The sequence below is a fragment of the Chryseobacterium sp. JV274 genome (genome assembly GCF_903969135.1).
Classification (GTDB): Bacteria; Bacteroidota; Bacteroidia; order Flavobacteriales; family Weeksellaceae; genus Chryseobacterium.
In genome coordinates, this window is record NZ_LR824569.1 from 2,478,938 (window position 1) to 2,503,860 (window position 24,923).

General features: G+C 34.9%; 21 protein-coding genes and 1 tRNA gene. 4 read left to right on the forward strand and 18 right to left on the reverse strand.

The window, feature by feature from the left end; all coding sequences use genetic code 11:
* Nucleotides 1–14: 14 nt before the first annotated feature.
* Nucleotides 15–1,886 carry a DNA ligase D gene (ligD, locus tag CHRYMOREF3P_RS11510; RefSeq protein ID WP_180564681.1) on the forward strand — a complete coding sequence of 624 codons (1,872 nt, stop codon included), beginning with the start codon at nucleotides 15–17 and terminating at the stop codon, nucleotides 1,884–1,886.
* Between the two features lie 54 nt (nucleotides 1,887–1,940).
* On the opposite strand, the gene CHRYMOREF3P_RS11515 is transcribed toward ligD, so the two are convergent.
* The 5 genes from CHRYMOREF3P_RS11515 to CHRYMOREF3P_RS11535 form a co-directional block, all read right to left on the reverse strand.
* Nucleotides 1,941–2,786 carry a mechanosensitive ion channel family protein gene (locus CHRYMOREF3P_RS11515; protein WP_180564682.1) on the reverse strand — a complete coding sequence of 282 codons (846 nt, stop codon included), beginning with the start codon at nucleotides 2,784–2,786 and terminating at the stop codon, nucleotides 1,941–1,943.
* Nucleotides 2,787–3,272: 486 nt separating this feature from the next.
* Nucleotides 3,273–4,007 (reverse strand): SDR family NAD(P)-dependent oxidoreductase, encoded by a 735-nt coding sequence (locus CHRYMOREF3P_RS11520; RefSeq protein ID WP_180564683.1) that lies wholly within the window; start codon nucleotides 4,005–4,007, stop codon nucleotides 3,273–3,275.
* 156 nt (nucleotides 4,008–4,163) lie between these two features.
* Nucleotides 4,164–4,526: a preprotein translocase subunit YajC gene (gene yajC, locus CHRYMOREF3P_RS11525; protein WP_077418845.1), complete on the reverse strand. Its 363-nt coding sequence runs from the start codon at nucleotides 4,524–4,526 to the stop codon at nucleotides 4,164–4,166.
* A 10-nt stretch (nucleotides 4,527–4,536) separates the two neighbouring features.
* The gene (locus CHRYMOREF3P_RS11530; protein ID WP_180564684.1) at nucleotides 4,537–5,043 is read right to left on the reverse strand and encodes a DUF1573 domain-containing protein; all 507 of its coding nucleotides are present in this window, start codon (nucleotides 5,041–5,043) and stop codon (nucleotides 4,537–4,539) included.
* Nucleotide 5,044: 1 nt separating this feature from the next.
* Nucleotides 5,045–5,950, reverse strand: a complete 906-nt coding sequence (locus CHRYMOREF3P_RS11535) for a transcription antitermination protein NusB (protein ID WP_077418843.1) — start codon at nucleotides 5,948–5,950, stop codon at nucleotides 5,045–5,047.
* Between the two features lie 91 nt (nucleotides 5,951–6,041).
* On the opposite strand from CHRYMOREF3P_RS11535, the gene CHRYMOREF3P_RS11540 reads away from it, so the two are divergent.
* Nucleotides 6,042–7,703, forward strand: coding sequence for an ABC transporter ATP-binding protein (locus CHRYMOREF3P_RS11540; RefSeq protein WP_077418842.1), 1,662 nt, complete (start codon nucleotides 6,042–6,044; stop codon nucleotides 7,701–7,703).
* Nucleotides 7,704–7,802: 99 nt separating this feature from the next.
* Nucleotides 7,803–8,138, forward strand: a complete 336-nt coding sequence (locus CHRYMOREF3P_RS11545) for a DUF3276 family protein (RefSeq protein WP_034701927.1) — start codon at nucleotides 7,803–7,805, stop codon at nucleotides 8,136–8,138.
* A gap of 189 nt (nucleotides 8,139–8,327) precedes the next feature.
* Here the strand turns inward: CHRYMOREF3P_RS11545 and CHRYMOREF3P_RS11550 are convergent, their stop codons facing one another.
* The 13 genes from CHRYMOREF3P_RS11550 to CHRYMOREF3P_RS11610 form a co-directional block, all read right to left on the reverse strand.
* Nucleotides 8,328–10,628 carry a VCBS repeat-containing protein gene (locus CHRYMOREF3P_RS11550; protein WP_180564685.1) on the reverse strand — a complete coding sequence of 767 codons (2,301 nt, stop codon included), beginning with the start codon at nucleotides 10,626–10,628 and terminating at the stop codon, nucleotides 8,328–8,330.
* Nucleotides 10,629–10,676: 48 nt separating this feature from the next.
* Nucleotides 10,677–12,989, reverse strand: a complete 2,313-nt coding sequence (locus tag CHRYMOREF3P_RS11555) for a hypothetical protein (RefSeq protein ID WP_180564686.1) — start codon at nucleotides 12,987–12,989, stop codon at nucleotides 10,677–10,679.
* A 256-nt stretch (nucleotides 12,990–13,245) separates the two neighbouring features.
* Nucleotides 13,246–13,321 (reverse strand) — tRNA-His (locus CHRYMOREF3P_RS11560).
* A gap of 35 nt (nucleotides 13,322–13,356) precedes the next feature.
* Complete coding sequence (gene bshB1 / locus CHRYMOREF3P_RS11565) at nucleotides 13,357–14,076, reverse strand: bacillithiol biosynthesis deacetylase BshB1 (RefSeq protein ID WP_077418839.1); 720 nt, start codon at nucleotides 14,074–14,076, stop codon at nucleotides 13,357–13,359.
* 81 nt (nucleotides 14,077–14,157) lie between these two features.
* Nucleotides 14,158–15,810: a tetratricopeptide repeat protein gene (locus tag CHRYMOREF3P_RS11570; protein WP_077418838.1), complete on the reverse strand. Its 1,653-nt coding sequence runs from the start codon at nucleotides 15,808–15,810 to the stop codon at nucleotides 14,158–14,160.
* 91 nt (nucleotides 15,811–15,901) lie between these two features.
* Nucleotides 15,902–16,774: a PstS family phosphate ABC transporter substrate-binding protein gene (locus tag CHRYMOREF3P_RS11575; RefSeq protein ID WP_077418837.1), complete on the reverse strand. Its 873-nt coding sequence runs from the start codon at nucleotides 16,772–16,774 to the stop codon at nucleotides 15,902–15,904.
* A complete protein-coding gene (locus CHRYMOREF3P_RS11580; RefSeq protein ID WP_172617109.1) occupies nucleotides 16,764–16,961 on the reverse strand; it encodes a DUF308 domain-containing protein in 198 nt (65 codons plus the stop codon). The genes CHRYMOREF3P_RS11575 and CHRYMOREF3P_RS11580 overlap by 11 nt, the downstream gene beginning before the upstream one ends.
* 75 nt (nucleotides 16,962–17,036) lie before the next feature.
* A complete protein-coding gene (locus CHRYMOREF3P_RS11585) occupies nucleotides 17,037–17,876 on the reverse strand; it encodes an energy transducer TonB (protein WP_077418835.1) in 840 nt (279 codons plus the stop codon).
* 29 nt (nucleotides 17,877–17,905) lie between these two features.
* Complete coding sequence (locus tag CHRYMOREF3P_RS11590; protein WP_047386008.1) at nucleotides 17,906–18,475, reverse strand: ExbD/TolR family protein; 570 nt, start codon at nucleotides 18,473–18,475, stop codon at nucleotides 17,906–17,908.
* 11 nt (nucleotides 18,476–18,486) lie between these two features.
* Nucleotides 18,487–19,095, reverse strand: a complete 609-nt coding sequence (locus CHRYMOREF3P_RS11595; protein ID WP_047386006.1) for an ExbD/TolR family protein — start codon at nucleotides 19,093–19,095, stop codon at nucleotides 18,487–18,489.
* A 61-nt stretch (nucleotides 19,096–19,156) separates the two neighbouring features.
* Complete coding sequence (locus CHRYMOREF3P_RS11600; RefSeq protein WP_047386005.1) at nucleotides 19,157–20,020, reverse strand: MotA/TolQ/ExbB proton channel family protein; 864 nt, start codon at nucleotides 20,018–20,020, stop codon at nucleotides 19,157–19,159.
* 240 nt (nucleotides 20,021–20,260) lie between these two features.
* A complete protein-coding gene (leuS, locus tag CHRYMOREF3P_RS11605) occupies nucleotides 20,261–23,074 on the reverse strand; it encodes a leucine--tRNA ligase (RefSeq protein WP_180564687.1) in 2,814 nt (937 codons plus the stop codon).
* A 184-nt stretch (nucleotides 23,075–23,258) separates the two neighbouring features.
* Nucleotides 23,259–23,732, reverse strand: coding sequence for a lipocalin family protein (locus tag CHRYMOREF3P_RS11610; RefSeq protein ID WP_077418833.1), 474 nt, complete (start codon nucleotides 23,730–23,732; stop codon nucleotides 23,259–23,261).
* Between the two features lie 198 nt (nucleotides 23,733–23,930).
* On the opposite strand from CHRYMOREF3P_RS11610, the gene CHRYMOREF3P_RS11615 reads away from it, so the two are divergent.
* Nucleotides 23,931–24,908 (forward strand): acyltransferase family protein, encoded by a 978-nt coding sequence (locus CHRYMOREF3P_RS11615; RefSeq protein WP_077418832.1) that lies wholly within the window; start codon nucleotides 23,931–23,933, stop codon nucleotides 24,906–24,908.
* The last annotated feature ends 15 nt before the right edge of the window (nucleotides 24,909–24,923 follow it).

Sequence of the window (24,923 nt, forward strand, 5' to 3'; positions counted from 1 at the left end):
CCTTCATAAAGCCCATGTTGGCTAAGCTTTCCGAAGAAGCCTTCAATGATAAAGGCTGGATTTTTGAAATAAAATGGGACGGCTATAGAGCCATTGCCGACTTAAGCCATGACACTCCTCTCTTCTATTCCCGGAATGGAATTTCCTTTTTATCAAAATTCGAAAAAATTGCACTGGAATTCGAAAAACAGAAACATCATATGATTCTGGATGGTGAAGTTGTAGCGTATGATGAACAAGGGGAACCTAATTTCCAGTTTTTACAGCAGATTGGAGATCATCCGGATGCTGCGCTTGTGTACCATGTTTTTGATCTTCTATGGCTAAATGGTCATTCTACCGAAGACCTTCCCCTTATTCAGCGAAAGGAACTTTTAAAAGAGACTCTGACAGAAACTGATCGTATTAAATATTGTGATCATATTCAGGAAAAGGGTATTGAGTTTTTTACACAGATGAAAAAAATGCAATTGGAAGGTATGATTGCAAAGCGGGCAGAAAGCCCATACATTGAAAATCACAGAACCAGTGACTGGCTGAAAATCAAATTTTCCAATACAGAAGAAGTTATTATTTGTGGTTTCACAGAACCCAGAGGTTCACGAAAAAGTTTCGGGGCCTTAATTTTAGGAAAATATTTGAATGGAAAGCTTACTTACTGTGGACATACGGGAACAGGCTTCAATAATGCTTCTTTAAAAGAGCTTTACCAGAAACTTCAGAAGCTGGTTGTAAAATCATCTCCATTCGAAATTATTCCAAAGACCAATATGCCGGTAACATGGACAAAGCCTGAGCTGATCTGTGAAATAAAATATTCTGAAATTACAAGGGACGGAATCTTCAGACATCCTGTTTTTATAGGGATAAGAGAAGACAAAGATTTTAAAGATATCAAAGATTCACCCTTCACCAAAAAATCTAAAGAAATGAAAACGAAAGCATCATCAAAAAAAACTGAAGTTTCTGAGAAAGAAAAAGAGATCACTTTGGACAAACATATCGTAAAACTGACCAATCAGGATAAAACCTATTTCCCAAAAGATGGCATTACTAAAGGAGATGTCATTGAGTATTATCAATCTGTAGCTACTTATATTCTGCCTCATTTAAAAAACCGTCCGCTTTCTCTCAACCGCTTTCCGAATGGAATTGAAGAGCAGGGGTTTTATCAGAAAGATGCCGGAGATCATATCCCGGACTGGATAAAAACTACACAGGTTTATTCTGAATCCAATGATAAATACATCGACTATATGTATTGCAATGACAAAGCAACTCTAGCCTACCTGAATAATTTAGGCTGTATAGACCTCAACCCATGGAATAGTTCTTTACCCGATCTGGAGCATCCTGATTATCTGGTTTTAGATCTTGATCCATCTTCCAAAAATACATTTGATGAGGTAATTGAAACAGCACTTCAGGTGAATGAGGTTTTAAAAACGATTAAAGTAAAAGGATACTGCAAAACTTCCGGAAGTACAGGAATTCATATTTATATTCCCATGGGAGCTCATTATGATTTTGACCAGGTAAAAGATTTTGCCCATATTCTTATGAAACAGGTCAATGACAGACTTCCTAAGATCACTACTTTAGAACGAAGCCTTCAAAAAAGGGATAACAAAAAAATCTATCTCGATTATCTTCAAAACAGGACGGGACAAACCCTGGCAAGTGCATACAGCCTGAGACCTAAACAAGGTGCTTCAGTTTCTATGCCTTTGGATTGGAATGAATTCAAACCCGGATTGAAACCTATAGATTTTAATATTAATAATGCTCTGGACAGAATCAAAGAAAAAGGAGATTTGTTCAAACCGGTTCTGGGTAAGGGAATTGATATGATGAAGGCTCTGGAGTTGCTACAAAATATTGATTAAAAAAACTCCTACATTATTGTAAATGGAGGAGTTTCTTAAAAAAATTAAATCTAATTATTGATTATAAACATGAATATCCCGTTGTGGAAAAGGAATTCCGATTCCCGCTTTATCGAGAGCTTCTTTACAACCGATGATGAGTTCTTCGTTCATAGCCCAGTAATTTTCTGTAGAAGCACTTACTCTAACCGATAAATTGACAGCGCTTTCTCCAAGCTCGGTAACCACTACCTGTGGAACAGGTGTTGCAAGAGCATATTGATTATTTCTAATGACATTCATTAAAAGATCTTTGGTCTGCTTAAGATCTGCATCATATGCAACTCCGATATCCAATGATGTTCTTCTCGTTCCCAGCTGGGTAAAATTGGTAATACTGTTATTTGAAACCACACCATTAGGAATAACTACCAATTGGTTTTGTGGTGTAACCAGTTTTGTATGGAAAATATCTATTGCCTGCACCGTTCCTGAAACTCCGGAATTGGTAGAAATAAAGTCGCCAATTTTAAAAGGTTTTAATAATAAAATTAATATTCCCCCTGCAAAATTTGTCAGGGAGCCCTGCAAAGCCAAACCTACCGCCAAACCAGCTGCACCAATCATGGCAACAAATGCAGATGTCTGTACTCCCAATTGAGTTACAACAACAATAAACAACAGAATATTAAGCCCCCAATTGATAATATTCAACAGAAAATGTCGCAGAGAAGCTTCCATATTACGTTTTATAAAAGCTTTTTCAACCAGCTTTTTAATCATTCTGATCATCCATGATCCAATCAGATAAATTAATAATGCAGAAATAACTGCAGTAAAAACTCTTGGTGCCCATGAAATTGCTGAAGAAATTAACGTGTCCCAGTGCTGTTGAATCTTGTTCAATTCTAAATCGTCCATTTTATACTATATGTTTATTATTATCAATGAGATATTAAGTTCTGCAGGATTTAAAAATGAAATTGAATACATCTGTCTAAAAAAGAAATTTACCTTACACTTCAAAAGTGAAAGTAAATGGTATTATAGATTAAAATAGATTGACAGCAGAACAGATTGTTTCAGCTTACTCAATAATCATTCAGAAATTGAATCTTGCAGGAAGAAATAATTTTTCGGTCATAGAATTACAAAAACGATACCGAAGTCCAATTATTAAGGGAAATTAATCTTTTATAACCTTCTTATTGATTAATTATTTTATTTTGATTAAAAACCAATCAATATGGTTCCAACTGGAATAAGATAAGTTATACCATCGTTGATCAATATCTTATTTTGAATCTTCTTCAACAAAATCAATCTCATCTTTACAGCATCTGGTTTTGAAGGGTCTGGCTATAATACTTTCAAGGATTTTGTTCAAAAACATTCTCATCTAAAGGATTAAGGCAGTTTCGCAGCAAGCCCTTCCGGAAGCAATTTCAGAATATAATAAATAATTTTCCATTTAAAATTCGGAACAATGGTAAAAGAATTTCCTGCATTGACAATATATTTTGCCACATAATCCGGTTCCATGATCAAGGATTCATTCAATGCTAATCCTTCATTGATCTTTGTTCTGATATAGCCAATGACCAAAGCATTTACAATGATTTTTCGGGAAGCCAATTCCTGCCTCAATCCGGCCAGAAACTGAGTAAACGCAGCCTTGGTACTTCCGTAGACAAAATTACTTTTTCTTCCTCTTACTCCAGACAATGAAGAAAGGCCAATGATCCTTTCAAGGTTTTTGTTGTCTTTATCCATTGCAATAATACTCAGGATAGATACTCCGCCCATATAATTAACTTCCATCATTTGCCTGGCACCTTTGAAATCTGTTAACGCTTTCTGATTATCTACTAAAAAACCTGCGGCATATACTACAATATGAGGTTTTGCGGAAAGTTCGGAATAAAATTTCTGATGTGAATCAAAATCTGCTGCATCAAAAAACAAAACAGAAACTTTTGAAGAGTCCAGATTATTTGAATAAATAAAATCATCCAAAGATGTTGTATTTCTGGAAGCAGCAATCACTGTAAATCCTTTTTCAACATATTGCTTTATACATTGTTTTGCTACATCTGAATTAGCTCCCAGAATAAGAACCGTTTTGTTTGCGCTTTGATTCATAGGACAAAGATAATTTTATTAAACACTAATCCCAAATGAACACAAAAACTGCTTAATCATCTTTATTATATTTTGTTCTGTTCAGTAAGTTGTATAAAAAAATTGCGGCGGGTGAACTTCGTTCACCCGCCGCAGCTAAAATATTTTCAGACTGAATTATTTTTTCTCTTCAGTTGCTGTTTCTTTTTTGTCATCCGCTTTATCTGCAGATTTTGCTTTATCTCCAAAACGAGATTCTGTCATTTCTCTGGAAACTGCCGCTTTTTCAAATTTCAGTTTTCCGGATAATGTTTCAATAACAAAACCATCATCCTGAACCTGAGCAATTCTTCCGTGAAGACCAGAGGTAAGAACTACTCTTGTTCCTACTTTAAGGTTTTCCTGAAAGTTTTTCTCTTGCTTCTGCTTTCTCATCTGAGGTCTGATCATCAGGAAATAAAATCCTACAAACATCACTCCCATCATGATCAGCATCATAGGTGAAGATCCACCTGCTGCCTGTAAAAATAGTGTCAACATATTTTAAATATTATGGTTGAATGTTTGCTGTGAATGTTAATCTGATTGGAGCTTTCTCTACGTTTGCAAAAACATCTGCATATTTCTGAACGTTTCCGTCAAAGCTTGAAGAATCAAAGTGTAATGTAACCTTTCCTTTTTTACCTGGCATAATCGGCTCTTTTGTAAAATCAGGAGCAGTACATCCACAACCTGGCTTAACTTCAGAAATGATTAAAGGATTTTTTCCGGTATTGGTAACTTCATATACGTGTTCCACTTTATCTCCTTTTTTGATTTTCCCAAAATCGAAGTTGTTTTCAGATAAAGCAACAGAAGTAGATGGTTCGTTAGAAACCGGAGCCGCTGCTTCACCAGTTACAGGTGCTGCTGCAGAATCAGTGGTTACCGGAGCCGCAACAGCCGTAGAATCAGTAGTTGCAGTTTCAGTACTTTGAGTTTCTTTGTTTTCTTTTTTACATGAAACTAACCCAAAGCCTATAATAGACAAGGCGATAATTGATAACGTCTTTTTCATTTTATATTCTATTTTGATCTTTACAATATTTATCTAAAATACCATTGATGAAGATATTGGAACGGTCAGTAGCAAATACTTTTGCAATTTCAATATATTCATTAATGATAACTCTTGAAGGTGTGAAAGCAAAATTATCAAGTTCTGCAATCGCTGTAGACAAAATTACTTTATCCATTAAAGAAACTCTTTCCAGATCCCAGTTTTCAAGTCTTTCTCCCAGTTTCTTTTCATTGTTTTCCCAGTTGTTCAGAGTATCTCTCAACAATTTTGCAGCGAAAGTCTTATCTTCTTCATCTTTAATCATTTTAATTAAAGTTCTGCTTTCTTCATCTTCTCTCAGGAAACCGATTGTTTTTTGTACCATGGAGTTGGCAATGTGAATATCATCATACCATGAAAGTTCTTTATCTCCCAGATAATCATGAAAATCTTCATTTTCAGCAATATATCTTAAAAATAATTTTCCGATAAACTTCTGATCTTCTTCAAAAGAGTATCCATCTTCTTTCATGAAATCCTGGTAACGCTTTCCTGCAGTAATTCTTTGGAAAGTTTTTACCAATAGGTCATCATGCATATCCCATTTCAACTGCTTATGCTGGCCTGTAAAGAATAATCTTTCAGGATTTTCTTCCAGTTTAAGCAATACTTGGTTGTTGATGAATTTTTGGTTAGGATTAATATCAGCATCAGTTTTAAGATATTTATTCTTACCAATTTCGATCTGATTTTCTGCCAAATCTTTCAGACCCACCAAAAAATTGAGCTGATAGATGTATAGATAATAGATTTTCTCTATCCCGGCAAACATGTTTTTCTCTAAAACATCAAATTTTACAGGATTTTGGTAGTATGAATACACTGTCTGTACTACTTTTTCACGGATTTGTCGTCTTCCTAACATTCAAAGAGCTTTTTTATGGGTGCAAAGATACAAAATTTAAAATTGATGAAATTCGTAGTGTGATGACATTTTTGTAATTTTGTCAAACTATATGAAAGCGTTAAAAACCTTAAACCCCTATTTTTGGAAACACAAAATACTGTTGTTTTGGGGGGTACTATTTATCATTGCCAGTAATTTCTTTAATATATATAAAGTTCAGTTTGTAGGAAAGTCTGTTGATGAGCTTACAAAAAATGGAAACCTTGGCTTCAACCATCAGGTTTTGATCTATGTAGGAATTATTGTTGGGTGTTCCCTTTTGACCGGATTTTTCACATTCATGATGAGACAGACCATCATTGTGGCTTCCAGAAGGATAGAATACGAGCTTAAAAATAAAATTTACAGACATTATCAGGATTTATCCTTAACGGATTATAAACAGACTACCATCGGAGACTTAATGAACAGATTGAGTGAAGATGTGGTTGCTGTAAGAATGTATCTTGGTCCCGGAGTGATGTATGTAGCCAACCTGATCGTCCTTGTACTGATCACAGCTATTTATATGGTAAAAACGGATGCTTCCATGACCATGTGGACTTTACTTCCGCTTCCGATTTTATCTTTTGCTATTTATAAGGTAAGTTCTATCATTAACAAAAAGTCGAAGATCATGCAGAAGAGCCAGTCTGCAATTTCAACTTTTGTTCAGGACAGTTTCTCAGGAATCCGTGTAGTAAAATTCTTCGCCCGAGAGAAATACATTGAAAAAAACTACGGAATAAAAGTGACCGATTATCAGAATAAAGCTTTGGATCTTGCCAAAACAGAAGCGTATTTCTTCACCATTATTCTTTTTGTAATCGGATTATTAAACGTAGCGATCATCTGGATTGGCGGTGCTAAATATATTGCCGGAGAATTAAGCATCGGAAAAATTGCAGATTTCTTTATGTATATCAACACGCTGATTTTCCCATTCTCTATGGTTGGATGGGTAACTTCTGTGAACCAGAGAGCTGAAGCGTCTATGCAAAGAATCAATGAATTCATGGATAAGAGATCGGAAATCATTAATACTAATTTTGAAAACTATCCTATCAAAGGAGATATAGAATTCAGGAATGTTTCTTATGTATATCCTAATACAGGAATTAAGGCACTGGATAATCTGAACTTTAAAGTTAAAGCCGGAGAATCTTTAGCCATTATGGGTAAAACAGGAAGCGGAAAATCAACAATAGCCCTGCTCTTATGCCGATTGATAGATCCCAGCGAAGGAGAGATTTTGATAGATGGTAAAAACCTGAAAGATCATAATCTGATTAACTACAGGAACTTCATTGGATATATTCCTCAGGAGAGCTATTTATTCTCTGATTCTATAGAAAATAATATAGGTTTTGCCATTGATCACCCTTCTCATGAGAAAGTGGTAGAATATTCAAATATTGCAGATGTTCACAAAAATATTGTAGAGTTTAAAGAGCAATATAAAACACTTGTTGGTGAACGCGGAGTAATGCTTTCGGGGGGACAAAAGCAAAGAATTTGTATTGCAAGAGCCTTAATTAAAGACCCGAATATCATCATTTTTGATGATTCCTTGTCTGCTTTAGACACCGAAACTGAGCAGAATATTCTGGAAAATATCGATAAAAAGATAAGTAACGCTACTTCCATAATCATCACACACAGAGAGTCTAGCGCTCAAAAAGCAGATCAAATTATCAACCTGACGGAAATTACCAATTCTGTAACCGCTTAGCCGTTTCGTTCTCAATTGTTAAATAAATCATAAAAAAAATTTTGTGATTAAAAGAATTCTTTTATATTTGTTCTTAACAAGATTAAAAAATATCTAACAATGAGTGAATACAAGGAACGCCATGAAAATGAGATTTTCACTAAGGTGTTAAAAGCAGGGAGAAGAACTTATTTCTTTGATGTGCGTGAGACGAAAGCAGGAGATTATTATCTTACAATCACTGAGAGTAAGAAAAATTTCGGAGAGAATGGGGAAGCTACATTCGAGAAGCATAAAATTTACCTTTACAAGGAAGATTTTAAGAGTTTTCAGGAGATGTTTAATGAGTCCACAGATTTCATCATTAATGAAAAGGGTGAGGATGTAATTTCAGAAAAACATGATAAAGACTTCAAAAGCAAATCATTCACAATTGATTCTGACGACGAAGTTTAAAAAAGAATATTAAAAAACACAAGCATCTGAAAAAGATGCTTTTTTTATGCTTTAAAATCAGGCAATTCATCAGGCCACCTTCTTGTAAAGCAGATATGGCTGACACTGTTGATTATTTATACAAAAAAAACGGACTAAAGCCCGTTCTATTACTACAAGATAAATAATGTAAAATTATTCATTGATTTTCTATTTTACTGATACTATTTCTTTCAAATCCTGCTTATTGAATGACGGAGATTTCATAAAGCTGAACAGTTCACTCGGGATCTCATTCTGACAAGGATCTGCTGTTTTATTAGGATTAGGATTACTATTGATAACTTTTGCAGCAGAAAACATTACAATACCTCCATCTTTTCTAAGCGTAACGAGTTCATCATTTTGCGAGCTTGAATTAAAATTCCCGAAACACATTATATTATCGTTGGTTTGCTGGATAGGAAACTTTTCAGAAGTATTACCTGATAAGATATTTCCATTTAATTTAAATAGTTTATAATCTCCGTCAAAATTTCTGTGAGCGATAATTTCATCCGCTCCATCGCCATCCAGATTACCAACAGCCAATCCTCTCCATTCTGAAGCAATTCCCCACAATGTATGTTCAGCAATCTTTGTCATTATTCCATTATCATCTATATCATAAACATGTATTCCGTTATATGCTGCAGTTGAAGAATTTACAAGTAATACGATTTCATCTTTAGCATCACTATCCAGATTACCTGATGCTACTGCTGCAATTTTAGAATCCGCTGGCAGATTAAGAGTGTTAATATAAACTTGTTCAGGAGTGGTCCCATTAAATTTAAAAACAATTACTTCTTTATTTAAATTCCTGACAGCAATAAAATCATCTTTACCTCCGGTAATAAAGTTTCCAGCGGCGGCTCCTACCCAATCAGACTGTGTTTCCCATCCTATAGACTTTGTCTGTTCAACAATATTATTATTTTCAATTTTTAAAATATAAGCCCCATTATTGCTAGAATCGGAATGATTACTTAAAGCTATAATCTCACTTTTGCTATCTCCAAAAAAATCACCGGCAGCTACACCTCTCCAATCATACTGTCCACTATAATATTTGTCATTTGTAACGGAATGAAATTTCTTACCAACAGGTTCCATTGTACCGATCATCCCATCATAATTTCTGATGACAACAAATTCATGAGCACTATCTCCATCAAAATTACCACTTGCAACCCCTCTCCAATCAGAGCTAGATCCCCATCCATGTTCCGTATTGACAGGCACAATTAAGTTTTCATAATAGGCTAGATAGGCAACTACTAAAGGAAAGTTTTCAGGTGTTAAAGGTGTATAATAATTTTCTGCCGTTTGCATCTCAGCAAGCAGCTGATATATTTTTGCATCATATTTAGATAAGGAGGCCCACTGAAAACAGGTATAGGTACTTAAATCTGCATTACCCATTCTATAACCGGACTTAAGATTCCAGTATTCTCCGGGATAGTTCACTCCATTATTGATGTACAAAGGAGACTGATAGATATCTTTCGTTAAGGTATTAGCATAGGCTTGCATATCGGAATCCGTATAAATAGGTGTTGATCCGTTGGAAATATTATATTTACGACACTCATAAGGAAAAGATATGGTTAAGCCACCATGAGAAATATCTTCCCGTAAAGTATCTTTTTTCCAATAAGTCCAACTATTAGATCCTAGATTAGTATTAAAAGAAGTATTTGCTTTTAAAAAATTGGTAATTTGATTAATCTGTGTAAGATAATCCGGATTATCTGTTGCCATATACATCTGCACCAATACTCTTCCCATTGCACTTTGCATATTAAAGGGTAAAATTACCCCAGCATTATGTATTGGCGGATTATCATTTCGCTCTTTATAATAACCTATACTATTATTAGAATTAGGCTCCGTATACCATTGACCTTCGTGATAAAGAAGCGTTTCTCTTACTTTTTGTTTAAGGTCATCAGAAATAGCTTTAAAAGTCATATCATTATAGCGGCCTTCCAAAGTATATTTTAAATTATGGAGCGTAGAGTCATTCTTAACTATTGCTGCAAACTTAGCCATTGGGTAGATTATGTTAGCACTATGCACCATATGAGCATAAGTAGCTCCTACGTCTGGAGTTGTATTATAATGATTGGTTGACCATGCTGCTCCAGAAACTCCACGGTAATCAGATATATTATTTATGCCTGTTTGTGGTGGTTGCAGCTGATCTCTAAGATCATCTCTTCTATCAATTACATTCCCAATAGTTCCTATTAAAACATTAGCATATTTTACATCATGTGTTTTTTCATACATCAATGCCAATGCTTCCATGTGGGCAGATACTATCCACGAAAATTCTACTTGGTTTGGGCTTTTTGAATTATCAGGTACTACATCATACTGCTTACTATCAAATAGATTTTTATAGTAGGATTGAGCATAAGACTTTATTACGAATAAAAAAGCGAGAACTGTGAAGAGTTTTTTCATATTTTTATTTTTGTGATTATTTCAAATATACTTCAAAAACGAAATGGTTTAGTTATTAAAATGAACCGGATTCAGGAGGCTGAACAACACTTCCGGCAGCTCATTCTGACAAGGATCTGATTGTTTATTAGCAGAAGGAGGACTTTTAACTACTTTTGCCGCAGAAAACATTACAATACCTCCATCTTTTCTAAGCGTAACCAGTTCATCATTTTGTGAGCTTGAATCAAAGTTTCCAAAACACATTACATTATCTTTGGTTTGTAAAACGGGAAAGCTTTCAATTCCAATATTATCTAAAAATTTAACGCCATTTGATTCCTTCAGTTTAAAAACTTTATAATCTCCATCAAAGTTTCTATGAGCGATAATTTCATCAGCTCCGTCACCATCCAGATTACCAACAGCCAATCCTTTCCAATCTGAAGCTGATCCAAAACCTATAGACTTATCAATCAGTGTCATTACCCCATTATCATCAATATCATAAACATACACACCATTTTGCATATAATCTTCGGCATCAATCAACAATACAATTTCATCTTTTGGATCATCATCAAGATTACCAGCAGCAACCGCTTTAATTTTGGAATTTACAGGCAAATTGAGCTGATTAAAATATACTAATTCAGGATCAGTACCATTAAATTGATATACTCTTACTTCTTTATTATAATTTCTGACAGCAATAAAGTCTTCTTTACCTCCACTGATAAAATCTCCAGCAGTAATCCCTACCCAATCTGATTCTGCCCCAAAACCTGTAAATTTTGAATGCTCAACGATTTGGTTATTTTCAATTTTAAAAATATAAAAGCCATTCTTATTAAAATCAGCATGATCACTTAATGCAATAATTTCGCTTTTATGATCTCCAAAGAAATCACCTGCACCCAATCCTTTCCAATTGTAGAGGCCACTATAGACTGTGCTGTTTGTAACAGGAACGAAACTCTTACCACTAGGTTCCAGAGTACCTATCAACCCATCATAATTTCTAATTTTTACAAACTCATCTTCATCATCTTCATCGAAATTACCCTTTGCAACGCCTCTCCAATCAGAATCTTCACCCCATAAATGATAAGTATTCACAGGGACAATAAAGTTTTCATAATTTGCTAAAAGAGCTAATGTCAAAGATGAACCTTCTACATTGATATGATCATAATAATTTTTTGCAGCTTGTAAGTCTGCAATTATCTGATATATTTTTTTATCATATTCCGAGGACAGATATAGCCATATGTAGGAAACATATGCATCATAATTGGTATTATCACCTGGAGGAAGATTATTTATAGTATGATATTTAATATTCCATTTCAGTCCGTTATAATTCACTGCATCATTTATCGATAAAGGTCCCTGATAAATGTCTTTTGTAAAACTTTTAACATATCTCTCTATATCTAAAGATGTATAAAGAGCATCGTTATTGTTATTCTTTATATTATATTTGAAGCATTCGTAGGGAAAACTTACAGTCAAACCCGCATGTGATATGTCATCACGTAAGTCAAAAAGATTCCAATATTTCCAGGTATATGAACCTAGATTGTTGTTAACGGAAGTATTTAATTTTAAGAAATTAGCAACTTTATTAAGATTTTTAAGATAACTCTGGTCATCTGTCGCCCTGTACATTTGTACCAAAACCCTTCCCATAGAGCTTTGCATATTAAACGGTAAAATTTCACCCTTATACTTTAGCGGAGGGTTACTATTAACACTAATAGAATCTCTTTCTTGATAATATCCTATACTATCATTAGGATATGGCTCCTCATGCCATTGATCTTTATGATAAATAAGCGTTTCTTTTACCTTTTGTTTAAGATCATCAGCAATATTTTTAAAAGTCATATTATTATAACGGCCACCTGATTGATACAATATATTTTGAATAGAACTATCATTTTTAACAATAGCCGCGAACTTAGCCATTGGGTAGGTTATGTTAGCACTGTGCACCATATGAGCATAAGTCTTTCCAACATTCGGGACTTTATTATAATGATTGGTTGACCATACAGGACCAATACTATCTCTATAATCAGAAATATTGCTTAAACCTAAACTTGGTGTCTGCTCCCTAAGATCATCTCTCCTATCAATAACATTCCCTATGCATCTTATTAAGTTTTTAGCATATTTTACGTCATGTGTTTTTTCATACATTAGTACTAATGCTTCCATATGTGCTGGAACTCCCCAAGAAAACTCAGCCTGATCAGGACTGTCTGAATTACCTAATGATGTATCATAATGCTTCTCATCAAACAAATTTTTATAGTAAGATTGAGCATAAGATTTTAGTACAAATAGCAGGGTGAGGATTGTAAAGATTTTTTTCATGTTAAAAGTTTTGATTTGAAATAATTTAAAGAGAATTATTCCCCTTGATTTTGGCTAAACAAATATAAAAGTTTCAATTACCAAACCATGAATTTATTTTTGAGAACTTAAAGAGAACCATTTTTGTCCACCGACTTACAAATTATAAGCGTATGATGGAAAAATCTTTTAGAAAGAATGTAAAAAAAGAAGTCTCTGTTATTATTGAAACAGATATAAAATAAAAAAGTACACTTTTAAAAAGTGTACTTTCTTTGGGTGAATGAGGGGTCTCGAACCCCCGACCTTCGGAACCACAATCCGACGCTCTAACCAACTGAGCTACAATCACCGTTTTGTGAGTGCAAATATAGGACATTTTCCTCAACTACCAAACAATTCCATCAAAATTTTTCAAAGAAATTAACTTCTCAGATGTAAATCCCTCAGCATAAGTAACTCCCGATAACCGCCCTAAATCCTGTGCACGGTAAGTTAAGCTCTCATAAAAGTCTTTTGTTGTAATCGGAGTTTCTGGTTCTTTAGAAGCAGGGTCATAAAATTGAGTTTTATAAGCCATACAAGATGCAATTTTTGTATCCAGAAATTCTGAAATGTCAATAACGAACTCCGGTTTGATATCTTTCCATTGAATATAATGAAAAACGTGCTTAGGTCTCCACACCTCCTGATTTTCTCCTTCTTCTACAGTTTCTATTTTTCTCAGTCCGGACAAAAAGCACGCATCCGACACTAATTTCGCTCCTTTTGCATGATCCGGATGTCTATCATCAATAGCATTGGCTAATACGATTTCCGGGCGGTATTTGCGAATCATTTTTACGATCCTCATTTGGTATTCTTCAGAGTTTACCAGAAAGCCATCTTTCATTCCAAGATTTTCTCTTGCTGAAAGTCCCAAAATTTTAGCAGCATCTGCCGCCTCGGCCTTTCTTGTTTCATCTGTACCTCTTGTTCCGAGTTCTCCTCTGGTAAGATCTACAACTACACATTTTTTACCCTCTGAAACCATTTTAGCAATAGTTCCGCCACATCCTAGCTCTACATCGTCAGGATGTGCTCCAAAAGCAAGTATATCAGTTTTCATATAATCAAAGATAAGTTTAAAATAAAAACTTCCCAAACATTACGAATGGGAAGTTTTTATATCTATAATTTAAATTTTAAATTACTTATTGATCTCTGCATTTAATTTTACAGCATCCTGGTAAGTAGGATCTAACTGTAAAGATTTAGCTACATAATCTTTTGCTTTTGCAGCATCAGAATCTTTGCTCATATAAGCTACTGCAAAGTAAGCATAAGCAAGAGTCTGCTTGTTTGCTTCCTGATCAGCAGGTTTTACTGTACTGATGAATTTTTCGTAAGCTATTTTTGCTGCATCATTGTTTCCAGCCTGTTGGTAAGAATATCCCTGGCTGTAATAAGCAGGAGCCCAATCAGGAAGAAGAGCTGACATTTTTTGCCATGTAAGGATAGCCCCATTCCAGTTTTTAACATCTTGATATGCTGTTGCCAACTTGAATAATGCATCAGAATCCTGAGCATTAGCTGCAACCTGCTTTTTCAATGCTTCAATGGCAGGGTTAGTAGGCCCTTTATCAACATCTGCCTGAGAAGCACCTCCACCTCCAGCGATGTTAGCTAGTTCAAGATCCCACTTCATTGTTTCATCTTTAGCAGCTTTTGCGATAGAAACTTTCTGCTGAGATTCCGTCATTAAAGCTGATTTTTTAGCAGCATCTTTTTCATCTTTTGCTAAACCTGCAGCAATAAGCCCTTGTAAACCTTGGTCAGCAGGCTGTATTCTAGTTTTCTCAGCTTGAGAAGCGAAAGTATCCATGTTCTGCTTAGCATCTGCATAGTTTTTATCTGCGTATGCCTGATAAGCTCTTAATTTAAACTTAATAGGATCTTCGATTTTGTCAAAAATTTTATCCAAAACTGTTTTAGAATTTGCATAGTCTTCGTTTGTGAAATATAATTTTGCAATTTCTAACTGAGTATACGGATCTTCGTCAGCGTATTTTGTATAGTTGATAAGGTCTTGTGTAGCCTTTGCATTCTGCTGATATCTGATGTCATAACCAGCCAATGCTTTGTATGCAGGAGCGTAAGTAGGATCTACAGCAATTGCTTTATCAATACTTTCTTTTGCATTTTTCCAAACTTGTGCAGCCATCCATAAAGTTGCCATTCTTGTATAAACGGAAGCTTTATTTTTAGCAGTAGGTAATGCTTTATCATAAGCAGACATAGCCTCTCCTGGCATTCTTTTTAATCTGTAAGCATCTCCTAATGTATAATAATAATGTGCAGGAACACCTTTTTTCTCAGCTTTTTCAATCGCTTTAGTCAAGAACTGGATAGCAAGATCAGGTGAACTGTTCTTTTCAAATAAAGTTAAAGCTTCTGCAGCTCTGAACAGAACTTCAGCATCTTTTTCTCTAGAATCAGTCACTACTTTCTGAATTTCAGCAACAGCGTTTTTATCGCCTTTACCTAATTTAACAGCAGCTAAACCGATTTTGTTAAGATAGCTTTTTGCATCAGCAGCTAATCCTTTGTTGAAGCTTTCAGTTGCTTTAGCATAATCTGGTTCTCCCTGTCTTAAGAAAGTATTTCCCAAATAGAAGTAGTTTTCAGCTGTAGGCTCTTTAGCGATCATTTCAGTGAAATTCGTTTTTGCCTGAGCAAATTTATCACTGTCTATACTGTTGATACCATCCTGCAATGTTTGTGCAGAGGCAAAACCGGTAAAAAATACCACGGCTGCTCCAAAAGCAATCTTCTTTACATTCATATTCATTATATCTTTCATTTTATATTTTCTAATAATTGAGTTATATTCTACACAATTTTCAGACCAAATCAATATTTTTAACAAGGCTAAATTGTGAATTTAATATTTTTTAACGCATCTGAACTTCTCTCTTATAAATATTATAAGGCTGCAGACCTTCTTTCTGAACAATTTTTTGACCTAAATGAGTACATGAAAATCTTATAAATCCATTGGCAATATTAAAATTACCTTCATTAATCAAGAAATAAAGAACTCTTGTAAAGGGATATTCCATTGTACTTAGCCCTTTAAAATCTGCATTATAGAGTTTTCCCTTTTCTACAACAGGGAGGATTTTAACCATTTCTCTCAGTTTTTCAGAAGTTTTATCATAAGGACGGCTAAAAGTATTAAGCCCTACAACCCCTATTTTATTGGGATACTTTCCTAATTCCTCTATGATCTTCTGATTTCCCGGGATAATTGAAAACTGGAGGTCTTTTGGCTGTTTTTTTAATTTTTCAGCGACAAAATTCAGATTACTTGAGTTGGTTCCATCAAAGATAAATTCTTTTTTATCAGACATCAGTCCAGCATTGATTTCCTCCATGGAAATACTTTCTTTCGGAGAGTCTTTAGGAACTACAAAAACTACTGCATCTGCAGCAAATTTAGAGGGAAGAAACTTCAGATCAGTTCTTTCTTCATATGTTTTTATTTCTTCAGGAGTAAGATTTCTGGACATTACCACGGCTTTCGCACTTCCTTTCAGAAGATCAAGAAGTCCTAAGTCTTCTTTCTTTATTTCTACTTTGATGTGGGTGTCAGGGTAGTTGATCATATAGCCGTCAGCTAATGCTTCTGTGACGCTTTGAAAGGACTCGTCAGTAAAAATTGTAAGATCACCCTTGTGATAGGAAGGAGCATTTTTCTCCTTTTTGCAGCTTGCAAGCATTATGCTCAAAACAAAAATTACTGCAAGCTTAAAACTATTCTTCATTTCTCGATTTTTTAATTCTTGAGATCGCCCTGTAAATTCTGAAAATACCATAAATAACCAGTACTACACCTAATGCATAGGCAACAGCAGGTTCCAAAATAGTAAAGAAGAATTTATAGACAATCACTACAATTCCTAAAACGATATAAAACAATCCCGTAACCAGGGATAACCAATTGAACATCATGTAACAAAAATACCAAAAAAAATAAAAAGAGAAGCATATGCTTCTCTTTTTATTTATATTTTGAACAAATAAGTCTTATTCAAAGTTCATAGTAAATGGTACACTATAGTAAGATCTAACGCTCTCCCCGTTTCTCTTCGCAGGAGTCCATTTTTTAAGTTTCTTAACTACACGTACAGCTTCACTGTTAAAGTCGCCATTTGGAGATTTCTCTTCAATAGTAACTGCAGAAACAGTTCCGTCTTTTTCTACAACGAACTTCAGCTTAGCTTTAAGCGTTCCTTCGCCTCCTTCCATTAAAGAAGTATCAAAATTATCTCCCAAGAACTTTCTTAATGCTCCCATACCTCCAGGATATTCTGCAGACTGGTCAACATCTTTGTAGATCTCGTTAGGATTATTTGTTTTCACCTCTGCTGTACTAGCTTTAGTACCTGTAGATGGTGGTGGCGGTGGCGGCGTATAAGCCGGAGCCTTTACCCCCTCCTGATTATTCAAACCAGTTGTAGTTTCCAACTGCTTAGAAATCGGTGGTGGTGGAGTTTCAATTTTCGGAGCTTTTACAGGCTCAGGAACTACGTTCTGAATCACCTCAATTTTCTCTTCTTCTTTTGGAGGAGGAGGTGGCGGTGGTTCTTCTTCCTTAGGCTGCTCGATAATCGGTTCTTCTTCGATAATATCTACTAGATCTGCCTTTACTTCTTGCTTAGGCGGAGCTGTAAGATTTTTAATCGTAAGATAGATGAACGGAGACAAAGCTGCCAAAAGGAATAATGCTGTTCCGATGATAAAAGACTTTGTTAAAAGTCTCGGATACTGATGTCTAATATCGTAGGCACCATATTCCTTGTTTCTATTTTCAAATACGATTTCGTCTAGAGTAAGATTCTGACCGTATACATTTTCATCTGCCATAGATTAGATATAACAATTTTATGGTTAAATTACTTTGTAGCAGCAGCTGGTGCAGCAGCACCTCCTACTTTTTTCTCGTAAATAGCTTTTTCCCAAGGTTTGATATCAGTAACACCGTACTGCTCACTTTTGGTAATTGCCATTTCGTCAAGAATATCAACAAAGTTCTTATATATAGCATCGTCAGTTGGCTTAATGATCACGGTAAATTTCGTTTGATCTGCAGCTCTAGATTTTGCCTGCTGAATTACTTTTCTAATTCCTTCTCTATCAAGAGTAGTTTCCATAAGAGTCTGGTCATTCAAGGAAGTTGCATCCTGCTGGTGCCAAAATACTCTATTATTTTTTCCTAATAAGATAGAAATTGAGTTAGAAAGTTTAATTTCTGTTGGAGGTGGTTTTTGTTTTTCATCTTTCGGTTTAGCCGGAAGACCCAAATCCATAACATTCGGTTTACTGAATGTAGTTGTGAACATAAAGAAGGTAATCAATAGAAAACCCAAGTCCACCATCGGAGTCATATCAACTCTGGTGTTTTGCTTCTTGGAACGGACCTTGCCGCCCTTGCCGCCTTTTTCTTGTACTTGTACTTCTGCCATTTCTATCGATATTATTCGTTAGGTTTACCTTCTTGTGATGTAATCAACCAAAATTTAAGAAAATCAATATCTCTTAAACCCTCAAATAGACTTTTAACTTTAGGGTACTGCGTTGTAACGTCACCTTTAATGGCTAACTTGTAGTCAGGATTAACGCTTAAACTTTCTTTTACCCAGTCAATTAACTGCTTATTTGTACTGTCCATAGGAATTCCTGAAGGACTCTTATAATTTTTCTGCTCATCTGCAGGCATATCCAAGTAACCTTTAAGTTGGTTCATTGGAACTCCAATTGCCTGAACTTTCTGGAAAGCCACTTTTTGGTTGTTGTCAAAAGTAATACCATACTTTTGTCCCATTTTATCCAAAAGAGCAAGTCTTTCTGATGCATTGTCCACTGGCTGGAAATAGAATTTTCCATCCGGAGTAGCGTTGATAGTCATTAAACTAGCATCAGGAAGCAATTTTTCCGAAATTGAAGATGGCGGTTTGATCTGCTCCACGTCAGGTTTTTTAAACTGAGTGGTCAAGATAAAGAACGTAAGAAGTAGGAACGCAACGTCACACATTGCGGTCATGTCCGTAACTACTCCATGTCTTTTTGGTTTGACTCTCGCCATTATTATAAAATATTTTTAATTAAACTTCTTTTAATTGCTAATGCAAATATCTTGCTAATTCTTAGTTGAATTCAGCGAAAGATTGTTGGATACTCATAGAGATCTCGTCGATCTTGTAAGTTAATCCATCAATTTTAGATGTAAAGAAGTTATAAAGGATAATAGCGATTGCTGAAGTACCAATACCTAATGCCGTGTTGATCAAGGCTTCAGAGATACCTGTAGATAGAGCAGCAGCATCCGGAGTACCACCTCCTGAACCTAATGCGAAGAATGCCTTGATCATCCCGATTACGGTTCCAAGTAGTGCGATTAACGTTGCAACTGTACCTAGAGTAGAAAGGATCATCATGTTTTTCTCAAGCATTGGCATCTCGAGAGTAGTAGCTTCTTCGATAGCTTTGTTAAGAGCTACCATTTTCTGCTCCTTATTTAATGTAGTATCGTGAGAAAGTGCTTTGTAAGTAGTAAGACCTTCTTTTACTACGTTACCTACAGAACCTTGTTGTCTGTCACACTCTTCGATAGCTTCGTCAATTTTGTTTTGGTTTAGTAAGCTTCTTACTTGTACAACGAAGTTGTCTAAGTTTCCTTTTCCAGCAGCTTTACCAAGAACGAAATATCTTTCAAAAGAGAAAACGATTACAGTAATCATGAAAGTAATCAAGATTGGTACGATAACCCCTCCTTTGTAGATAATACCTAAGAACGATTCTGGGTGAATGTCTTTTCCTTCAACACTTGAAAAGGCTACAGAACCACTTCCTAGTTTATCTGCATCTTTAAAGTTTCCTGGGCTCCCAAGAACGAATAAATAAATACATACTCCTATAATAAATAGAATAGGAATAATAACAGCTGGATTTAAACCTCCTGCCTTTCTAGCAACTACTTGCTCATCATTTTTTGAAACATTCATTTCCATATTTAACTAAATTATATTGTTTTAAAATTTTACAGGGTGTAAATTAAAGGCAAAATTAATTAAAATGCAAGAGTCTTAATTAAACATTTTGCTTTTTTTTGATAAAGAAATTTTAATACGATTTCGATATAATAATTATTTTTAAATATTTTATTTATTTTTTCCAAATTTAACATTTGAGTTAAAAAATCAAAAAAATAAGACACCCATTTTTTTTAATTTCCCAATGTTAAATTTTATTTAAATTACGATATTCACAATACGGTGAGGGACTACAATGATTTTTTTAGGGGTTTTGCCTTCCAAAATTTGTTGCATTTTCTCATTCGAAATCACCAAATCTTCCACTTCCTTGGCAGATAATTGAGCTGAAAGTGAAATTTTGAACTTCATTTTACCATTTACACTTACCGGATACTGAATTTCGTCCTCAACCAGATAATCTTCATTTAATACCGGGAACTGTTCAAATTCAATAGACGTATCATGTCCTAACAAATTCCATAGTTCTTCACAGATATGAGGAGCATACGGAGAGATGATAACGGCCAGCGGCTCTAAAATATTGCGCTTATTGCATTTTATTTTCTGAAGCTCATTGACAGCAATCATAAATGATGATACAGAAGTATTGAAAGAGAAGTTTTCAATATCATATACCACCTTCTTTATTAAAGTATGCAAAACTTTATATTCTGCTTTTGTAGGTTCTTCTTCCGAAACTTCAAATGTATCTTCGTTGAAATACAGATTCCAGAATTTTTTAAGGAAACCATATACTCCACTTAATCCCTGCGTATTCCAAGGCTTGGATTGTTCTAATGGACCCAGGAACATTTCATATAGTCTTAAACCATCAGCGCCATACTCTTCACAGATATCATCAGGATTAACAACATTGTATTTTGACTTGGACATTTTTTCTACTTCACGATCTGTGATGTATTTTCCATCTTCCAGGATAAATTCTGCATTAGCATAATCAGGTCTCCAGGCTTTGAAAGCTTCAGTATCCAATTCGTCTGAAGTCCCTTTTAATAAGGATACGTCAACGTGGATCTGTTGAGTCTGGTAATCTTTTGCTAAGTTTTTAGATGCATATTGGTTGGTTCCGTCAATTCTGTACACAAATGCACTCATTCCCAAGATCATCCCCTGGTTGATCAATTTCTGGAATGGCTCATCATGATTGATATATCCTCTGTCTTTTAAGAACATGTTCCAGAAACGGGAATATAATAGGTGGCCTGTTGCATGTTCGCTTCCTCCTATATATAAATCTACTTGTCCCCAATAGTCTGAAAGATCTTTGGCACAGAATTCTCCGTCATTCTGAGGATCCATATATCTAAGGAAATACCATGAGCTTCCAGCCCAGCCCGGCATTGTAGATAATTCTAACGGGAAAATAGTTTTATCATTAACAAGATTTGTAGCAACTACTTTTTGGTTAGCTTCATCCCAGGCAAATTCTTTTGCATTTCCTAATGGCGGATCTCCGTCTTCTGTTGGTAAATATTTTTCAACTTCAGGAAGTTGTAATGGTAAAGCAGAAGCAGGCAATGTGTAAGGCATCCCATCCTTATAATATATAGGAACAGGTTCTCCCCAATAACGCTGTCTTGAGAAAATAGCATCACGCTGTCTGTAGTTCGTTGTTCCATGACCGATTCCTTTAGTTTCGATCTCGGAAATTATTTTTGACTTTGCGTCGTTATAATTCAATCCGTTTAAGAAATCAGAGTTTACACAAACGGAATCTTTGGAATCAAAAGATTTTTCCTGAATGTCTTCTTCTGTCTCTACAACTTTTTTAATTTCAAGGTTGAATTTCTTTGCAAATCTGTGGTCACGTTCATCATGTGCCGGAACAGCCATCACTGCTCCTGTTCCATATCCCATCAATACATAGTCTGAAATATAGATTGGCATTTTTTCGTTGCTGAACGGATTGATTGCATAACTTCCTGTGAAAGCTCCACTCACGTTTTTCACGTCAGACATTCTGTCTCTTTCCGTTTTTTTGGAAGTTTCTTCAATATAAGTATCTACTTCTACTTTTTGAGCATCAGTAGTAATAGTTTCTACTAAAGGATTTTCTGGAGCCAATACCATAAAAGTTGCTCCAAATATAGTATCAGGTCTTGTCGTGAATACCTCAACGATTTCATCGTGGCCTTCTACCTGAAACTGAACCTGCGCTCCCTGAGATTTTCCTATCCAGTATTCCTGAGAATCTTTCAAAGGCTGAGGCCAGTCTAAAGTATTCAATCCTTGTAATAATCTTTCAGAGTAAGCAGAAATTCTCATACTCCACTGCATCATTTTCTTTTGGAAAACAGGAAACCCTCCTCTTTCAGATTTTCCGTCTTTTACTTCATCGTTTGCCAATACAGTTCCTAGCGCAGGACACCAGTTTACAGTGGTTTCTGCTCTGTAAGCAAGACGATAGTTTAACAGGATATCTTCTTTATCAAGATCAGAAGCCATTTTCCATTCTTCTGCTGTGAAATTTAATTCGTCGTTCTGATTGGCATTTAATCCTTCCGTTCCTTTTTCTTCAAAGTGTTGAATCAGGGAATCAATAGATTCTGCCTTGTCGGTATTTTTATTATACCATGAGTGGTACAGCTGGATAAAGATCCACTGTGTCCATTTATAGTAAGAGGCATCTGAAGTTCTCACTTCTCTGCTCCAGTCAAATGAAAATCCGATTTTTCTTAACTGCTCTTCGTATCTGTTAATATTTTGTTCTGTAGTAACAGCCGGATGCTGCCCTGTCTGGATAGCATACTGCTCAGCAGGAAGTCCAAAACTGTCATATCCTACGGGATGAAGAACATTAAACCCCTGATGTCTTTTATATCTTGCATAGATATCAGATGCTATATATCCCAGCGGGTGACCTACGTGAAGACCTGCTCCGGATGGATACGGAAACATATCGAGTACGTAAAATTTGGGTTTATCTGTGTTATTAGAGGTTTTATAGGTTTGATTTTCCTCCCAGTATTTCTGCCACTTTTTTTCTATCTGCTGATGATCGTAAAACACTTTATATATATATGTTATATGTTAGACTTTAAAATATTGAATTATTTTTCTTTTTAACAAGATTCACAAAAATAATGATTTTAAAGTAAATGGAAATTTAATTTATGATGAATTGCAATTCTATCCCCAACAAAAAAATCCCATCCGGAGATGAGATCTGTTTTATATCCTGAAGTACATCCTATTATTGAGTAATTCTTTTGAAGGTATATGTTCTTGTCTGGAATATAGTAGGATCCTGAGTTTCCTCTCTTACAGCAAGATTGAGCGTTGTAGCATCCAAAGTAATAACCTTTGCATTTTGCGGCTCTACGATTCCCTGAATTTTCATTTGAACGTCTTTTCCTTCCTTATTATAGGTATAATTGAATTTTATATCAGAAAGAATAGCACACTGGCCAGGTGTAGCGGTATCTCCCCAGTTCGTTTTTCCTCCTTTGGAGTCAACGCTGAAAAACCATCTGGTCTGCTTCTGACAGTCAGTATAAGTAATCGTGTTAGAAACCGGGTCTTCACCAACCTCTACAGTGGTAACTACTTCTTTTAACGGTTGCCATGTCCCAACTAGAGGAGCTTCCAGAACAGGATCATTGTCATCACTACATCCTGTAGCTGCAAACAAAGACAAACCTGCAAATAGTAATGCTAATTTCTTCATAGATCAATTTTTTCAAGCGCTAAAATTATAATTTTTTTGATTTATATTACTATTTTTTATGAAAAATTATTTCATCGACCTTTATTTATATATATTTTAAAACCCTCAGACCTCATTTTCCCTTTATTTAACAAATAATGAATACATGAACCCATTCATTTTATTAAAAAAGTTATTTTTGCAAGAAAGAAAATACAAATGCAGGATATTACGAAAAACAATTTTGATTTTATACGCGTTCTCCTTGCCTTTATTGTCTTTCTCGGACATCTGGGCACCCTCAGTAATTCTCCTGATCTTAAAATTTTTGAGCACAGCCCTATAGAAATTGCCGTTTTCGGTTTCTTTGCAGTCAGCGGATTTCTTATAGCAAGGAGTTATGACAGGTCTTCAAGCCTGAAAAGTTATTTAAAAAAGAGAATCAAAAGAATTGTTCCCGCTTACTTATTGGTTATTTTTTTATGTGCAATTTTATTAAGTTTGGTAAGTACCTATTCTTTCACCGAATATTTCAGTAATACACAAGTTTACAAATACCTTTTCTGGAATTCATTATTTTTAAATTTCAAAGCACCCTGGCTTCCCGGAGTTTTTGGAAATCAAGCAGTAAATGGTGCTCTTTGGACACTGAAAATAGAAATGTGCTACTATTTCGCAGTACCGTTGTTGTTTTTGCTTTTTGGAAAGAATAATAAATACAGAAATATAAGTTTGATTATTTTATACTTTTTGTCACTTATTTATCTAAATTATTTTGAATCATTACATAAAATTTCACTTGCTAAACAGCTTCCCGGAACATTATCCTATTTTATCCCTGGAATGTTGATTTACTTTAATTTTGATAAATTTATCAAACATAAAAATATAATTTTCATCATCGCTCTCGCTACCGCTTGGATTGATTTATACTTAAAAATTCAGCTTTTTTCCCCAATGATGATCGGTGTTATCGTAATGTATATTGCCTATTCATTCAAATTCTTAAATAATTTTGGAAAATATGGTGATTTCACATACGGAATTTACATTTTTCACTTCCCAATTATCAGAACTTTCCAGACTTTAGGGTTATTTGAAGATTACAATCCGTTTGTAATGGCTCTGGTATGCATGTTGGTAGTCATTGCTGTAGGGGTAAGCTCATGGCATTTTTATGAAAAAAGATTTTTATAATTTTACAGTCTCAAA

Excerpts from the sequence above, each read along its gene's own strand:
- CHRYMOREF3P_RS11600 (WP_047386005.1), bottom strand. The coding sequence starts at position 20,020 with ATGGAAATGAATGTTTCAAAAAATGATGAGCAAGTAGTTGCTAGAAAG.
- CHRYMOREF3P_RS11575 (WP_077418837.1), bottom strand. The coding sequence starts at position 16,774 with ATGAAGAATAGTTTTAAGCTTGCAGTAATTTTTGTTTTGAGCATAATG.
- CHRYMOREF3P_RS11540 (WP_077418842.1), top strand. The coding sequence starts at position 6,042 with ATGAAAGCGTTAAAAACCTTAAACCCCTATTTTTGGAAACACAAAATA.
- CHRYMOREF3P_RS11530 (WP_180564684.1), bottom strand. The coding sequence starts at position 5,043 with ATGAAAAAGACGTTATCAATTATCGCCTTGTCTATTATAGGCTTTGGG.
- CHRYMOREF3P_RS11610 (WP_077418833.1), bottom strand. The coding sequence starts at position 23,732 with ATGAAGAAATTAGCATTACTATTTGCAGGTTTGTCTTTGTTTGCAGCT.
- CHRYMOREF3P_RS11590 (WP_047386008.1), bottom strand. The coding sequence starts at position 18,475 with ATGGCAGAAGTACAAGTACAAGAAAAAGGCGGCAAGGGCGGCAAGGTC.
- CHRYMOREF3P_RS11615 (WP_077418832.1), top strand. The coding sequence starts at position 23,931 with ATGCAGGATATTACGAAAAACAATTTTGATTTTATACGCGTTCTCCTT.
- CHRYMOREF3P_RS11535 (WP_077418843.1), bottom strand. The coding sequence starts at position 5,950 with ATGTTAGGAAGACGACAAATCCGTGAAAAAGTAGTACAGACAGTGTAT.
- CHRYMOREF3P_RS11595 (WP_047386006.1), bottom strand. The coding sequence starts at position 19,095 with ATGGCGAGAGTCAAACCAAAAAGACATGGAGTAGTTACGGACATGACC.
- CHRYMOREF3P_RS11580 (WP_172617109.1), bottom strand. The coding sequence starts at position 16,961 with ATGATGTTCAATTGGTTATCCCTGGTTACGGGATTGTTTTATATCGTT.
- CHRYMOREF3P_RS11545 (WP_034701927.1), top strand. The coding sequence starts at position 7,803 with ATGAGTGAATACAAGGAACGCCATGAAAATGAGATTTTCACTAAGGTG.
- CHRYMOREF3P_RS11550 (WP_180564685.1), bottom strand. The coding sequence starts at position 10,628 with ATGAAAAAACTCTTCACAGTTCTCGCTTTTTTATTCGTAATAAAGTCT.
- CHRYMOREF3P_RS11520 (WP_180564683.1), bottom strand. The coding sequence starts at position 4,007 with ATGAATCAAAGCGCAAACAAAACGGTTCTTATTCTGGGAGCTAATTCA.
- CHRYMOREF3P_RS11585 (WP_077418835.1), bottom strand. The coding sequence starts at position 17,876 with ATGGCAGATGAAAATGTATACGGTCAGAATCTTACTCTAGACGAAATC.
- CHRYMOREF3P_RS11555 (WP_180564686.1), bottom strand. The coding sequence starts at position 12,989 with ATGAAAAAAATCTTTACAATCCTCACCCTGCTATTTGTACTAAAATCT.
- yajC (WP_077418845.1), bottom strand. The coding sequence starts at position 4,526 with ATGTTGACACTATTTTTACAGGCAGCAGGTGGATCTTCACCTATGATG.
- CHRYMOREF3P_RS11515 (WP_180564682.1), bottom strand. The coding sequence starts at position 2,786 with ATGGACGATTTAGAATTGAACAAGATTCAACAGCACTGGGACACGTTA.
- CHRYMOREF3P_RS11570 (WP_077418838.1), bottom strand. The coding sequence starts at position 15,810 with ATGAAAGATATAATGAATATGAATGTAAAGAAGATTGCTTTTGGAGCA.
- ligD (WP_180564681.1), top strand. The coding sequence starts at position 15 with ATGTTGGCTAAGCTTTCCGAAGAAGCCTTCAATGATAAAGGCTGGATT.
- bshB1 (WP_077418839.1), bottom strand. The coding sequence starts at position 14,076 with ATGAAAACTGATATACTTGCTTTTGGAGCACATCCTGACGATGTAGAG.